Here is a 14,350-nt window from a genome sequence, read left to right as displayed (position 1 = left end):
CAGCAGTACGGCGAGCAGCAGTACGGCGAGCAGCAGTACGGCGAGCAGCAGTACGGCGAGCAGCAGTACGGCCAGCAGACCGAGCAGTACGGCCGGCCGGCGCCGGGGGCACCGCAGGGCGACCCGTACGGCGGCCAGCAGCACGGCCAGCAGCAGTACGGTCAGCAGCACGGCCAGCCCGGCCAGCAGTACGGCGGCCAGCAGCAGTACGGCCAGCAGCCCGGCCAGCAGTACGGCGGGCAGCCGCAGCCGCACGCCGCGCCCGGGGGGCAGCAGCAGTACGCTGCCCCGCCGCAGGCCGACCCCTACGGCCAGCAGCCCGGCGGCCAGCAGTACGGGAGCCAGCAGGGCACCCCGTTCACCGAGCGCCACGGCGAGCAGGCCGGACAGCAGCAGGCCGGACAGCAGCAGTACGCCCAGCAGCCGGGCCAGCAGTACGTCCAGCAGCCCGGGGCCGGCATGGGCGGGCAGCCCGGCGCCTACCCCGGGCCCCCCGACCACGCGGGCGACGCACCGGGCGAGCCGGCCACGTCCGACCGGGGCGCGGCCGGCGGGCACGACAGCGGCCACGGCGGGGCGGGCGACGGCGACGCCCCGCGCGGCACGATCATCGACGCCGACCGCGCGAACCAGTGGCGCTCGCAGTGGGAGGAGGTCCGCCTGATGTTCGTGGACCGCCCCCAGGACGCGGTGTCCCGGGCCGACGGGCTGGTGGGCGAGGTGCTCGAGGAGCTCTCGCGCACGTTCTCCAGCCAGCGCAGCGCGCTCGACCCCGCCGCGCTCGGCGGGGACCCGTCCACCGAGGAGATGCGCCGCGCGGTGCAGCGCTACCGGGAGTTCTTCGACCGGCTGCTCACGCTCTGACGGCCTAGGGTGCGCCGATGGTCTCGACCCGGGCCTTCGGCCGCACCCTCGACCGTCTCGCCCCGGTCGTCGGTGCGGTGACGCGGGCGCACATCGCCCTCTACCGCCGCACCGGCGGCCGACTCGGGCACACCCTGCCCGGGCTGCCGACGATGCTGCTGCTCGACCACGTCGGCGCCCGCAGCGGACGGCCGCGGACCACCCCGCTGCTGTACTTCCCGCATCCCGACGACCCGGACGACCTCGTGATCGTCGCGTCGTACGGCGGGCACCCGCGGCACCCGGCGTGGTTCCACAACCTGCGCGCGCACCCGGACACCACCGTCCAGCTGCGCGACGAGGTGCGTCTCGTGCACGCCCGGATCGCCCGCGACGAGGAGCGCGAGCGCCTGTGGCCCGCCGCCGTCGCCACCTACGGGTCGTTCGCCGGTTACCGCCGCCGCGCCGACGAGGTCGGCCGGACGATCCCCTTCGTGGTCCTCACCCGGAGGCGCTAGCCGCGCAGGCGGACGTGGTCCGGCGTCAGGTCCTTGATCGACGATACGCCGAGCAGGGCCATGGTCCGGCGAATCTCCGCGGTGAGCAGCACCGCGAGGTGCTCGACGCCGCGCTCGCCGCCGGCCATGAGCGCGTAGAGGTAGGCCCGCCCGACCAGGCAGCCCGAGGCCCCGAGGGCGACCGCGGCGACGATGTCGGCGCCGGAGGTGATGCCCGTGTCGAGGATGACCTCGGCCTCGCCGCCCACCTCCGCGACCACCGCGGGCAGGGTCTCGAGCGGTACCGGCGCGCGGTCCAGCTGGCGCCCGCCGTGGTTGGACACGACCACGGCGTCGGCGCCCGCGTCGATCACCCGCCGGGCGTCCGCCGCGGTCTGGACGCCCTTGACGACGAGCGGCCCGTTCCACGTGGAGCGGAGCCAGGCGAGGTCGTCGAGGGTCAGCGCCGGGTCGAACATGGTGTCGATGAGCTCGGCGACCGTGCCCTCCCACGAGGTGAGGGCGGCGAACTCCAGCGGCGCCGTCGTCAGCACGTTCGCCCACCAGTGCGGGTGGCGCGCCATGTCGAGGAGGGTCCGCGCGGTGAGCGCGGGCGGGATCGTCAGCCCGTTGCGGGCGTCGCGCAGGCGCCGGCCCCCGACGGGGGTGTCGACCGTCAGCATGATCGCCTCGTTGCCGGCCTCCGCGGCCCGCCGGACGACCTCGGCGCTCGCCGCGCGGTCGCGCCAGAGGTAGAGCTGGAACCATCGCCGGGTGTCCGGTGCCGCCGCGGCGAGGTCGGCCGGCGAGGTCGTGCCCATGGTCGAGAGGGTGTGCGGCACCCCGATCCGGCCCGCGACGCGCGCGACCGCCGGCTCGCCCTCGTGGTGCATCATCCGGGTGAAGCCGGTGGGGGCGAAGGCGAACGGCAGCGCCGTCGGCCCGCCGAGCATCGTCGTGCTGGTGTCGATGTGCGAGACGTCGCGCAGCACCGACGGCCGGAACTCGAGGTCGGCGAACGCCGCCCGCGCGCGGCGCAGGGACACCTCGCCCTCGGCGGCGCCGTCGGCGTAGTCGAACACTGCCCGCGGGGTGCGGCGGCGGGCGATCTCGCGCAGGTCGGCGACCGTGTGGGCGCGGTTGAGGCGCCGCCGCACGGGGTCCGGGTCGGGGCGCGCGAGCCGCAGCAGCGGCCGCAGCTCCGACGGGCGCGGCAGCCGGCGGGGGGTACGCGGCACCGGCCCGGTGGGGCCGGCCTGCGGGGGCGTCATCGACCCACGTCCTCTCGCTGAGTCTCCCGGCCCGCGGCGGCGGGCGCCGCCACCCACCGAACGTCGCCGGGCGCGTGGCGTCAAGCGGGAGACGGAGCAGATGGGGGAGCACGCCGATAGGGGAGCTCGACCTCGGGGAGCGGGAGTCCGGGGCGGCGGAGCGCAGCGGCGTGGCCCGCCCGTGGCGGCGGCCGGTGCGGTACAACCGTCGCGGGCCACCGAGGGGTGGGCCGGTGGTCGGTGGGAGGACGAGGGTCGTGAGCTACCCGCAGCGTTCGTGGGACGACGGTGACGTGGAGGTCGTCGGCAAGCGGCTGTGGGCCGGCGGGGTCGCGACGGCGGTGGTGGCCGCCGGCATCGCGATCGTCGGCGTCCTCATCCTCTCCAACGTCTTCGACCTGGGCATCCAGACCGCGCAGCGCAGCGGCGCGCTGGTCGACAACGCGCTGACGATCATCCCGGTGTGCGCCGTGATCGCCGCGCTGGCGGGTACGGCGCTGCTGCACCTGCTGCTGCTGACCACACCGCGCCCGGCGACGTTCTTCTCGGCGATCGTGCTGCTGGTGCTCGCGGTGCTGCTGCTGCAGGTGTTCCTCGCCGCGGGCGGCGTGGTCGACCACATCGCCACCGCGATCCTCTACGCCGCGATCGGCCTGGCGATCATCTCGATGCTCTCGGGGGTCTCCCGCACGGCCGTGCGTCCCGTGACGTCCGCGGGCTGGGGCGGGCGCCAGTACGAGGGGCGCTACGACCAGCGATACGGCACCTACGAGCGTGACCCCTACGCCGACCCGTACCCCAACCAGGGTGACCGGACGTCGCGGTACGACCCGCGGGGTCCCCAGGGTGGCGGTCGCTGGGGGTAGGCGGTCAGGCCACGGCGGTCACCCTGGGTGATCGCGTGGCGGCGTGACGTTGATGCCATTGCCTTGACCCCCCTCGTGACGCCTGACGACGATCGAGGCGCGTGATGCTCCTCGCGGGTGTAGTCCCCTGCCCGCGTCCAGCTGCGTCGCCCCGGGTGGGCGGCACCGGGAGGAAGAGGTCTCGATGGCACCCACGGCGGTCAACGGCGCGAGCAGTGAGCACCAGCACGAGGTCGCCAGGCGGCCACCCGCCCGCGCGGCGGCCACCCCGCCGGTGGATCTCGACACCGCGCGGGCGTCCCTGCGGCTGGCGCTGCCGGAGCCGGGCAGCAAGTACAGCCAGGACGACGAGTGGTGCGTCGTGGCCGAGCCCGACGGCTCGTGGGGCGAGTACCGCTTCCACGACTACGACCGCATCTTCCGGGTGCCGGGCCTCTACGAGAAGATCTTCTACGACGTCCTGGCCTGCGACTCCCCGCGGTTCATGGTCGGGCTGCTGCGCGACGCCCTCGACGCCGAGGGCGCCGGCGCGAACACGCTGCGCGTGCTCGACCTCGGCGCCGGCAACGGGATCATGGCCGAGGAGCTCGCCGCGATCGGCGTCCCCTACGCGGTCGGCGTCGACATCCTCCCCGAGGCCCGCGACGCCGCCCACCGCGACCGGCCGGGGCTCTACGCCGACTACCACGTCGCCGACCTCACGGCCCTGCCCGCGGCGGAGCGGGACGAGCTCGCCGCGCACCGGCTCAACGCCCTGACCGTCGTGGCCGCGCTCGGCTTCGGCGACATCCCGCCGCAGGCGTTCCGCACGGCCTACGACCTCGTCGACGACGGGGGCTGGATCGTCCTCACGATCAAGGACGCGTTCCTCCAGGACACCGACACCACCGGCTTCGGCGGCATGATCGGCGAGTCGATCCGCTCCGGGGCGCTCGAGGTGGTGCGCCGGGAACGCTTCCAGCACCGCCTGGCCACCGACCGCAGTCCCCTGCTCTACGAGGGGATCGTGGCCCGCAAGCGCGGTCCGCTCGCGGGCTGAGATCCGTGTCCATGACTCGTCGGTAACCGTGTGACCCAGGTCCCAGCGGGGCACACTGACTCCCGGGACGCGCCAGGTGCGGCGCGTCCCGTGGAGTCGACGTGGAGGTCGCCGACATGACCGTGCAGCGAGACGCAGCGCAGCCAAGCTCGATCCCGTGGGACCGCGGCGGCGTCCCCGCCCTGCCGGGCGCGAACGTCGACCTCGCGACCACCCTGGAGTCGGTGGTGCCGGCGGACCTGCTGGCCGAGGTCGACCCGGCCCTGTGGGGCCGTACGGTGGTGCAGCTCGCGCAGGGGCTGCTCACCCACCCGGCCGACGTCGGGCGGGTGGCCGCCTCGCACGCCGCGCTGGCCACCCGCATCGGCACGGCCGCCCTCGCGCGGGTGTTCGGCTCGTCGGCGGACGGGCCGGTGCCGGTGGAGAAGGACGGCCGGTTCTCCGACACCACGTGGGAGGAGAACCCGGTCTACTGGGGCCTGCGCCAGCAGTACCTCGCGCTGGTGGGCACGCTGCACGACCTCGTCGACGCCGCGGGTCTCGACGAGTCCTCCCGCGAGCGGGCCTCGATGCTCGCCGACGTCCTGGGCAGCGTCCTGTCGCCCACCAACGTGCTGCCCGGCAACCCGTCGGCGCTCAAGCGCGCCTTCGAGACCGGCGGGTCGAGCGTGGTGGCCGGGTTCCGCCAGTTCCTCGACGACCTCGCCACCAACCAGGGCCGCCCGCAGCAGGTCGACCGCACGAACCTGCGGGTCGGCCAGGAGCTGGCGGCGACGCCCGGCAAGGTCGTCTACCGGAACCGGCTCATGGAGCTCATCCAGTTCGAGCCGCAGACCGACGAGGTCCACGAGATCCCGATCCTCGTGAGCCCGCCGTGGATCAACAAGTACTACATCATGGATCTCTCCCCGGGCCGCAGCCTCCTGGAGTGGGCGGTGCAGGCCGGGCACACCGTGTTCGTCATCAGCTACCGCGACCCGGACGAGTCGATGGCCGACACCGGGCTCGACGACTACCTCGAGCTCGGCAACCTGTCCGCCCTGGACGTCGTCCAGGACATCACCGGCGCCGAGAAGGTCAACCTCGTCGGTCTGTGCCTGGGCGGGCTCATGGCCACCATCGCCACCGCGATGCTCCACGCCCGCGGCCAGGGCGACCGGATCAACTCCCTGACCCTGACGAACACCCTGCTGGACTACTCCGACCCGGGGCCGGTCTCGAGCTTCGTCGACCCCGAGATCGTCGAGCGGCTCGAGCGGAAGATGGCCAAGACCGGCTACCTGCCCGCCGAGTCGATGGCCAGCACGTTCGACCTCCTGCGCGCCAACGACCTGATCTTCAACTACGTCGGGCCGAACTGGCTGGAGGGCCGGACGCCGCCGGCGTTCGACATCCTGGCCTGGAACAACGACTCGACGCGGATGCCCGCGAAGATGCACGCGTTCTACCTGCGGCACTTCTACCTCGAGAACGAGCTGTCCCGCGGCGAGCTCGAGCTGCTCGGCGAGCACCTGTCGCTCAAGTCGATCACCAACGACACCTTCATCGTGGCCGCGATCAACGACCACATCGCGCCGTGGCGCACCTCGTTCCAGTCGACCTCGCTGCTCGGTGGCGACGTCACCTTCACGCTGTCCAACGGCGGCCACATCGCGGGCGTCGTCAACCCGCCCGGCAAGAAGGCCAAGTACTGGCTCGGCACCGTCGGCGGCGACGCCGCGCCGGACGCCGACACCTGGCTGCAGCGGGCCAGTGAGGTCAAGGCCTCCTGGTGGGAGCCGTGGCGCGACTGGATGGGCGAGCGCGGTGGCGGGATGCGCACGCCGCCGCCCACGGGCTCCGACGCGTACCCGCCCCTGGGTGACGCCCCGGGGTCGTACGTGCTCGGGAACGGCTAGTACCCGCGGGTAGCGCACCCGGCCGCGAGTCACCCGGCAAACCCTGGGTAACGGCGGTGGTCCGCGGGTCGATCCACGGTTGACGGGGCCGTCCGGCCTCGTCACCGTGTTGCACGGAGCGCAATGTCGCTTCGCCTCGTGCAACCGCTGTCCGCCGCCGCCTCCACACCCGGGGTGCCCCATGAACCGCCACGCCTCCGTCGCCCTGCGCCGCAAGGTCGACGACGCCGTCGGCTCCGCGTACGACCAGCTGTTCCTGCGCCTGGACCTGCTGCTCGCGAGCCGTCACGCCCGCTGCGGGTGCGACGCATGCGCGGCCCGCACGGTCGAGGAGCACGCGTGCCTCGTGGCCGCCCTGCCGCCGGTGGGATGACCCACAGCAGGGTGGCCACGATCACGTCGTCCGGTCGTCGTGGCGGGCTTGCTTGGTAAACTGAGCACGTCACCGACGACGCGGAGGATCCACCCATGGCCACCCCCACCGCCGACCAGACCCGCGACCAGGCGCTCGACGTGATCGCCCAGGTCCAGGAGGCCGGTCTCCGGCTCGCCGGATCGGTCGCCGAGAGCTGGTCCGCCGTCCTGCGCGGCGTCCCCGGCCTGAGCGGCTCGCTGGGCGAGGCCCGCCCGCAGGAGCTGGCCGCGCGCCTGCCCCAGTCCGCGGGCGAGGCCGTCGACCGCTTCTACGACACCGGCGTGCAGATGCTCGAGGCCCAGCGCGCCGCGGCCCACCACGTGCTCGACGCCGTCGCGCCCTCGCTGCGCTCGGTCATGGTCACCCCGCCCGGCGCCCGGCGCTGACGATGACCGGCCCGGGGGGTGCGTGGGAGGACCACCGCCGCGCCCTGGGCGGGTTCATCCGTAGCCAGCGCAAGCTGGCGCGGCTCTCGCTGCGCCAGCTGTCCGCGCTGAGCAACATCTCCAACCCGTACCTGAGCCAGATCGAACGAGGGCTGCACGAGCCGTCGGTCCGCGTGCTGCACGCGATCGCGGAGGCCCTCGACATCTCGGCCGAGAACCTGCTGCTGCAGGCCGGCCTCGTGCGCGAACAGGCCGCCGGGAACGGCGTCGGGCACCCCGACGGCGTCGGCGTCACGGACACCTCGACCGAACGGGCGATCCGTGCCGACTCGCGGCTCTCCGACGCGCAGAAGGAGGCGTTGATCTCCGTGTACCGCAGTTACACCGCCGGTGGCGCGTCGTGAGCGCGCTCGCCGCCCTGCCCGACCCGACGCCGGACGCGGGGCGCGGTCTCGCCGACGAGGTGATCACCGACATCACCGTCGCCGGGCAGCGCCTGCACGTCGCCCACCGGCCCGGCGCCGCGGGCCGCCGCCCGCTGGTGCTGGTCAACGGCATCGGCGCGAGCCTCGAGTTCCTGCAGCCGCTGGTCGATGCGCTCGACCCGCAGCGCCCGGTCGTCCGCTTCGACGTGCCCGGCATCGGCGGGTCGCCGCTGCCGTGGGTGCCGTTGCCGATGGCCGGGCTGGCCGCGCTGCTCGCCGGCCTGCTCGACCGTCTCGGCTACGCGCGCGCCGACGTCCTCGGCCTGTCGTGGGGCGGGGGGATCGCGCAGCAGTTCGCGCTGCAGCACCCGGACCGCACCGGCCGGCTGGCCCTGGTCAGCACCGGGATGGGCGCCTGCATGGTGCCTGCGCGCCTGAGCGTGCTGGCCAAGATGCTCACCCCGCGGCGCTACAACGACCGCCGCTACCGCCACGACGCCGGCGCCGAGATCTACGTGGGCGAGGACCAGCAGGCTGTCGACGCCGTGTTCTCGCGGGCTCGCCGCGTCCGCACCCGGGGCTACCTGTTCCAGCTCACAGCGCTGATGACGTGGACGAGCCTGCCGGTGCTGCCGCTCATCGCCGCGCCGACGCTCGTGCTCAACGGGCGGAAGGACCCGGTGATCCCCGTGGTCAACGCCCACATCATGGGCGCGCTGCTGCCGCGGGCGACGGTGCACCTGCACGACGGCGGGCACGTCGGCATCCTCACCCGCCCGCACGAGCTCGGGCCCGTCCTCGAGGACTTCCTCGACAGCTGAACGATCGTTAAGGTCCGTCCGGTGACCGTGACGGACGGCTGGCGCACCTGGGTCCCCGAGCACCTGTCCTACCCGGAGGTGCCGGTCGGGGCCCTGCTCGACGGCGCGGCCCGGCGCTACGGCGACCGGGTCGCGTTCCGCCACCACGGCCGCGAGCTGAGCTACACCGGGCTGTGGCGCGCGGCCTGCGGCCTGGCCCACCACCTGCAGCAGCAGCGCGGCGTGCGGCCCGGCGACGTCGTCGGCGTGCACCTGCCCAACGTGCTGTCGTTCCCGATCGCCTACTACGGGATCCTGCTGGCCGGGGCGACGTTCACGCCGGTCAGCCCGCAGCTGCCGGCCGACGGCGTGGCCGCGCAGCTCGCCGACGCGGGCGCCGTCGCCGTGATCGGGCTGCAGGACACGGGTTCCGGGGTCCCGTTCCTGCCGACCGACGGCGTGCGCGTCGACGGCGCCGGCGACGCCGAGCACCCGCCGGTCGTCGACATCGACCCGGTCGTGGCGCGGGCCCACCTCGCCTACACCGGCGGCACCACCGGCAGCCCCAAGGGCGTGGTGCTCACGCACGCCAACGTCGTCAGCAACGTCCTGCAGTACGCCTGCCACGGCAGCGGCGCACGGCCCGTGCCCGGCGTCGCCGGCGACGTCGGGCTCGAGCAGGTGGGGCCGCCCGAGGAGTGGCCGATCCGGCTGGGCGAGGGCGTCGGCATCGCCGTCGCGCCCTGGTTCCACGCCATGGGCACGATCGGCGGGATCGGCGTCGCCGTGGTGTCGGGCGCGACGAGCATCGTGCACGAGCGCTTCGACCCCGTCCGGCTCCTCACCGACGTCGAGACCCACCGGGCGACGACGGTCACCGGCGCGCCGCCGCTGTTCCACGCCCTGCTGAGCCACCCGGAGGCCGCGGGCCGCGACCTCACCTCGGTGCGGACGGTGACCTCGGGGGCGGCCCCGATGCCGCTCGCGCTCGCGCACCGCATCTCCGCGCGGATGCCCGAGGCCGTCATCGTCGAGGGCTACGGCATGACCGAGGCGACGATGGGCCTGACCCTCGGCGCCACGGCGCGCTCGGCGCACCGGCGGGTCGGGACGGTGGGCGTCCCGGTGCCCGACACCGAGATCCGCATCGGGTCGCCGGACGCGCCCGCCGCCCCGGGGGAGGCGGGCGAGGTCTGGGCCCGCGGCCCGCAGGTGATGGCCGGCTATCTCGACCGGCCGGAGGCGACCGCCGAGACGCTCGTCGACGGCTGGCTGCGCACCGGCGACATCGGCGTGGTCGGCGAGGACGGCCAGCTGGAGATCGTCGACCGCGCCAAGGACATGCTGCTCTACAAGGGCTACAACGTGTATCCGCGCGAGCTCGAGGAGCTGCTGGTCGCCCGGCCCGAGGTGGCGCAGGCCGCCGTCGTCGGGCGCCCGGACCCGGCGGTGGGGGAGGAGCCGGTCGCGGTCGTCGTGCTCGCACCGGGCCAGGAGGCGGGCTCCGGCCTGGGCGCGACGCTGGCGGCGGCGCTGGACGAGCAGGTCGCCCCGTACAAGCGGCTGCGCGCGGTCCACGTCGTCGACGTGCTGCCGGTCTCCGCCGCGGGCAAGGTGCTCAAGCGCGAGCTGCGTGACCGGCTGGGTGGTGACCTCGGCGCGCCCGTCTGGCGCCGTGAGCAGGGAGGGAACGCGGGCTAGGCTGGACCCATGGCCCGGATCCGTATCGTGCGCGCCGCCGACGGACGGCAGTGGATGGTGCGCCAGAAGCTCGAGTGGGTCGACCCCTCCACGGGCGAGGACTTCGAGCACGACATGCAGGGTGGGCGCCTCGCGGCCATCGGCATCGTCTCGATCATGGGCCTGCTGTGGGTGGCGCTGCTGGCCTGGTGGTTCACCGGCAGCCAGGGCGTCGTCGTGCCGTGGTGGGTGTGGCTGCTCCTGCTGCTCATCGGCGCGTTCTTCCCCGGGCGCTGGGTGCTGCGCCGCCCGCGCACCCTCGTCGCCGAGACGCCGGGCGGGGCCGACGGCTCGGCCCCGGAGCGCTGGGTCGGCTGGGTCCGCGGCACTGCGGCGGCCCGCGAGGAGATGACCCAGACGATCCGCAGCCTCGAGACCCGGGCGACGCCCGCGTCCCCTGACAGTCCGCTGCAGCCGGTCAGTTGACGGGCTGGTGAGCTGACGTGCCCGAGCTGCCCGAGGTCGAGGCCCTCGCCGAGCACCTGCGCACCCACGCGCTGGCCCGGCCGGTCGCGCGCGTCGACCTCGCGAGCATGACCGTGCTCAAGACGTTCGACCCGCCGCTCTCGGCGCTCACCGGCCGCCTGGTGACGGGCGCGTCGCGGCACGGGAAGTTCCTGGACGTCCACCTCGACGGGCTCCACCTCGTGGTCCACCTGTCGCGGGCGGGCTGGCTGCGCTGGCACGACCAGGCGTCGACGACCCCGCCGAAGCCGGGCAAGGGCCCGCTCGAGTTCCGAGTGCACCTCGAGACCGTCGGCGGCCCGGGGTTCGACCTCACCGAGGCCGGCACCCAGAAGCGCCTGGCGGTCTACCTCGTGGACGACCCGCAGCAGGTCCCCGGTGTGGCCAAGCTCGGCCCGGACGCACTGTCGATCGGGCGGGCGGAGTTCGGGGAGCTGCTGGCGGGGAGGACCGAGCGGCTCAAGACGCTGATCGTCGACCAGCAGGTGCTCGCGGGCATCGGCAACGCCTACTCCGACGAGATCCTGCACGTCGCGAAGCTGTCGCCGTTCGCCGCCGCCGGCAAGCTCGACGCCGAGGCGGTCGACCGGCTGCACGCGGCGATGATCGGCGTGCTGTCGGAGGCGGTGGAGCGCGCCGTGGGCCAGGACGCAGCCCGTCTGAAGGGCGAGAAGCGCTCCGGGATGCGGGTGCACGCGCGGACGGGGCTGCCGTGCCCGGTGTGCGGCGACACGGTCCGCGAGGTCTCGTACGCCGAACGGTCGTTCCAGTACTGCCCCACCTGCCAGACACAGGGGCGCGCGCTGGCGGACCGCAGGCTCTCCCGTCTGGTCAAATAGGTGCCGTGCCCAGCTGGCTGACCGATCCCCGCGTGATCGCCGCTGTCGCGGTGGCGGTGGCGCTGGTGATCGCCGTGCTGGTCTACCGGCGGGTGAAGCGGCGCAACCAGTTCGCGTCGCCCCTGGAGCGGGCGACGTTCTCGACGCTGCACACCGTGTCGCTGGCCGCGCCGGCGCTGCGCGAGGGGCTCTCGGAGGGGTCGGCGCAGTTCGCGGTGCCCTACCTGCGCACCCTGCTCGACACCGAGGCCCTGTCGATGACGGGCTCGGACTGCGTGCCGCTGGCCTGGGACGGCGAGGCCGAGCACCACAGCCTGGACGTGCGCCAGTACGCCGAGAAGGTCATGCGCACGGGCCGCCAGCAGGTGGCCAGCCGCAAGGACATCGAGTGCGGGTCGCAGGACTGCCCGGTGCGCGGCATCGTCGTCGTCCCGCTCGAGGTGGACGGCAACGTCGCCGGGACGCTGGCCGCGGTCAGCGCCGACACCCCGGGCCCGGTGCTGCTGCGGGCGTCGGCCGAGGTCGCGCGGTACGTGTCGAGCCAGCTCGAGCTCGCCGACCTCGACGAGTCCCGCGCCCGGCTCAACCGCGCGGAGGTCCGGGCCCTGCGCGCCCAGATCTCGCCGCACTTCATCTACAACGCGCTCAACACCGTCGCCTCGTTCATCCGCACCGACCCCGAGCGGGCCCGCGAGCTGCTCATGGAGTTCGCCGACTTCACGCGCTACTCGTTCCGCCAGGCCGGCGAGTACACGACGCTGGCCGACGAGCTCAAGAACATCGACCGCTACCTCGCGCTCGAGCACGCCCGCTTCGGCAACCGCCTCAACGTCAAGGTCCAGGTCGCACCCGAGGTGCTCTCGGTGGTGCTGCCGTTCCTGGCGCTGCAGCCGCTGGTGGAGAACGCCGTGCGCCACGGGCTGTCGGGCAAGCCCGGCGGCGGCACGGTGTCGCTGACGGCGGAGGACTCGGGCGCGGAGTGCACGATCATCGTCGAGGACGACGGCGTGGGCATGGACCCGAAGGCGCTCACCGAGGAGAACCGCGATGCCCACCTCTCGGGCGCCCACGTGGGGCTCGGCAACGTCGACGACCGCATGCGCTCGGCCTTCGGTCCCGACTACGGGCTGATCGTGGAGACCGAGCGCGGCGCCGGCACCAAGATCATCCTGCGCGTCCCCAAGTTCCGCGCCGGGGTGCGCGTGTAGCAGCGCGGATAGGGTCGAGGACATGGTGCGATTCGGCCCCTCCCTGTCCTCGGTCCTGCCCGGCCCCCTGGCGGCGGCCACCGGCCAGCGCACGGTCAGCGTCGTGCGCCTGCAGGGCGTGATCGCGGCGACGTCCGGGCCCGTGCCGCGGGCGGTCATCAACATCACCGCCGTCGAGGACGCCCTGCGCCGGGCGTTCACCGCCGACCGCGTGCAGGCCGTGGCGCTGGTCATCAACTCGCCGGGCGGGTCGGCCACCCAGTCCGCGCTCGTCGCCGACCGCATCCGCGGCCTGGCCGGGGAGCACGAGGTGCCGGTGCTGGCGTTCTGCGAGGACGTCGCCGCCTCCGGCGGGTACTGGCTGGCCTGCGCCGCGGACGAGATCTACGCGCACCCGACGTCGCTGGTCGGGTCCATCGGCGTCGTGTCGGGCGGGTTCGGGCTCCAGGGGCTCATCGAGCGCTACGGCATCGAGCGCCGCCTGCACACCGCGGGCGCGAACAAGGCGCGCCTCGACCCCTTCCAGCCGGAGAAGGCCGAGGACGTCGAGTGGCTGCTCGGGATGCAGGGCGAGCTGCACGAGCTGTTCATCGAGTGGGTGCGGTCGCGGCGGGGGGACTCCCTCGACGAGACCGCGGACCTGTTCACCGGCGAGGTCTGGACGGGGCGGCGGGCCAAGGAGCTCGGGCTCGTCGACGACCTCGGCACCGCCCGCGACGTCCTCGCCCGGCGCTTCCCGGACGCCGAGCCGGTGACGGTCGAGCCGCGGCGCCCGCTGCTCGCCCGCCTCGGGCTCGGGGGTGTCCTGGGGCCGGCGGCGGCCCCGGCGACCGCGCTGATCGACCCGATCGGCAGCGCGCTGGAGTGGGTCGAGCACCGGGCGTTGTGGAGCCGCTTCGGGCTGTGACGGTTCTCCGGGGCCCGATTCGACTCCCGCCGTCGCCCGCACGGACCTAGGCTCTCCCGGTCAGGGCGTCCCCCGGTTCGCGCGGGAGGTGGTGGACCGTGCCGGTCCCCGACGTCCCGTGGGGTGGGCGCGACACGTCGGCGCTGAGCCACGAGCTGATCCACCGCTGGGTCCACGACGGTGCCGACCCGGCCGCGCTCGACTCGGCCAGCCGCCGCCACGCCGCCCGGGGCGAGGAGCTGCGGGTCGCCGCGGAGCGCCTCGAGCGCGCCCACGGCCGGCTGGGGACCGCCTGGCGCGGCCGGGACGCCGAGGCCGCGGCGAACCACGTCCGGACGCTCGTCGCGCGCATGAGCCGGCTCGGGGACGCCGTCACGGGGCAGGCCGGCAGCCTCCAGGGGGTGCGCGACGCCCTCGCGCGCGTCCAGTCGCTCGTCGGGCCGCCGCGGGCGCCCGCGCTGCCGGTGCTGGGGGCACCTCCGGGGGGCCCGGGTCTCGCCGGCGCGCTCGCCACGGGCGGGCCGCCCGACGGCTTCGCCCCTTTCCAGGCCGCCCAGGCCGACGAGCGTGCCGCCCAGGGCGCCTACCGCGCCTACCTCGAGCAGTCCGGGCAGGCCGCCCGTCGGGCTCCGTCGGCGGTCGACGGCCTGGCCGGGCGGGCCTCGGTCGGCCCGGTGCCCGACGCGGCGCCGGTGCGCGGCGGCGTGCCCGCGTCGCCCGCGGGACCGGGCGTGGGCGGCGGGCTGCCGGC

15 protein-coding genes and 1 pseudogene are annotated in these 14,350 nt (G+C 74.5%); 15 read left to right on the top strand and 1 reads right to left on the bottom strand.

From position 1 onward, the window contains the following. Both ABD994_RS28795 and ABD994_RS28790 read left to right on the top strand, forming a co-directional pair. Positions 1-864: pseudogene (locus ABD994_RS28795) on the top strand (hypothetical protein); the annotation flags it as partial. 17 nt (positions 865-881) lie between these two features. Continuing rightward, complete coding sequence (locus ABD994_RS28790) at positions 882-1,361, top strand: nitroreductase family deazaflavin-dependent oxidoreductase (RefSeq protein ID WP_345424205.1); 480 nt, start codon at positions 882-884, stop codon at positions 1,359-1,361. Here ABD994_RS28790 and ABD994_RS28785 read toward each other — a convergent pair. Further along, positions 1,358-2,611: an alpha-hydroxy acid oxidase gene (locus ABD994_RS28785; RefSeq protein ID WP_345424202.1), complete on the bottom strand. Its 1,254-nt coding sequence runs from the start codon at positions 2,609-2,611 to the stop codon at positions 1,358-1,360. The genes ABD994_RS28790 and ABD994_RS28785 overlap by 4 nt on opposite strands. 257 nt (positions 2,612-2,868) lie before the next feature. On the opposite strand from ABD994_RS28785, the gene ABD994_RS28780 reads away from it, so the two are divergent. The 13 genes from ABD994_RS28780 to ABD994_RS28720 all read left to right on the top strand — a co-directional run. Continuing rightward, positions 2,869-3,477 carry a hypothetical protein gene (locus ABD994_RS28780; RefSeq protein WP_345424199.1) on the top strand — a complete coding sequence of 203 codons (609 nt, stop codon included), beginning with the start codon at positions 2,869-2,871 and terminating at the stop codon, positions 3,475-3,477. Between the two features lie 184 nt (positions 3,478-3,661). Then, entirely contained in the window at positions 3,662-4,516 is an 855-nt protein-coding gene (locus tag ABD994_RS28775) for a methyltransferase domain-containing protein (protein ID WP_345424196.1), read from the top strand. A 116-nt stretch (positions 4,517-4,632) separates the two neighbouring features. Further along, positions 4,633-6,414 (top strand): PHA/PHB synthase family protein, encoded by a 1,782-nt coding sequence (locus ABD994_RS28770; RefSeq protein WP_345424193.1) that lies wholly within the window; start codon positions 4,633-4,635, stop codon positions 6,412-6,414. Between the two features lie 181 nt (positions 6,415-6,595). Beyond that, entirely contained in the window at positions 6,596-6,787 is a 192-nt protein-coding gene (locus tag ABD994_RS28765; RefSeq protein ID WP_345424190.1) for a hypothetical protein, read from the top strand. A 95-nt stretch (positions 6,788-6,882) separates the two neighbouring features. Further along, complete coding sequence (locus ABD994_RS28760; protein ID WP_345424187.1) at positions 6,883-7,215, top strand: hypothetical protein; 333 nt, start codon at positions 6,883-6,885, stop codon at positions 7,213-7,215. 2 nt (positions 7,216-7,217) lie between these two features. Continuing rightward, positions 7,218-7,619, top strand: a complete 402-nt coding sequence (locus tag ABD994_RS28755) for a helix-turn-helix domain-containing protein (protein WP_345424184.1) — start codon at positions 7,218-7,220, stop codon at positions 7,617-7,619. Beyond that, positions 7,616-8,461, top strand: coding sequence for an alpha/beta fold hydrolase (locus ABD994_RS28750; RefSeq protein ID WP_345424181.1), 846 nt, complete (start codon positions 7,616-7,618; stop codon positions 8,459-8,461). The genes ABD994_RS28755 and ABD994_RS28750 overlap by 4 nt, the downstream gene beginning before the upstream one ends. Before the next feature lie 21 nt (positions 8,462-8,482). Continuing rightward, entirely contained in the window at positions 8,483-10,141 is a 1,659-nt protein-coding gene (locus tag ABD994_RS28745; RefSeq protein ID WP_345424178.1) for a class I adenylate-forming enzyme family protein, read from the top strand. A 9-nt stretch (positions 10,142-10,150) separates the two neighbouring features. Next, positions 10,151-10,606, top strand: a complete 456-nt coding sequence (locus tag ABD994_RS28740) for a hypothetical protein (protein ID WP_345424175.1) — start codon at positions 10,151-10,153, stop codon at positions 10,604-10,606. 17 nt (positions 10,607-10,623) lie between these two features. After that, positions 10,624-11,484, top strand: coding sequence for an Fpg/Nei family DNA glycosylase (locus tag ABD994_RS28735; protein ID WP_345424172.1), 861 nt, complete (start codon positions 10,624-10,626; stop codon positions 11,482-11,484). 5 nt (positions 11,485-11,489) lie between these two features. Continuing rightward, the gene (locus ABD994_RS28730; protein ID WP_345424169.1) at positions 11,490-12,692 is read left to right on the top strand and encodes a histidine kinase; all 1,203 of its coding nucleotides are present in this window, start codon (positions 11,490-11,492) and stop codon (positions 12,690-12,692) included. A 22-nt stretch (positions 12,693-12,714) separates the two neighbouring features. Then, positions 12,715-13,599: a S49 family peptidase gene (locus tag ABD994_RS28725; protein ID WP_345424166.1), complete on the top strand. Its 885-nt coding sequence runs from the start codon at positions 12,715-12,717 to the stop codon at positions 13,597-13,599. A gap of 98 nt (positions 13,600-13,697) precedes the next feature. Further along, a partial coding sequence (locus ABD994_RS28720; protein WP_345424163.1) for a hypothetical protein occupies positions 13,698-14,350 on the top strand: 653 nt, incomplete at its 3' end.

The sequence above is a fragment of the Actinomycetospora chlora genome, assembly GCF_039542135.1.
Classification (GTDB): domain Bacteria; phylum Actinomycetota; class Actinomycetes; order Mycobacteriales; family Pseudonocardiaceae; genus Actinomycetospora; species Actinomycetospora chlora.
Note: the sequence above shows the minus strand (reverse complement) of the source record. Positions and strands in the feature narration are given on the sequence as shown.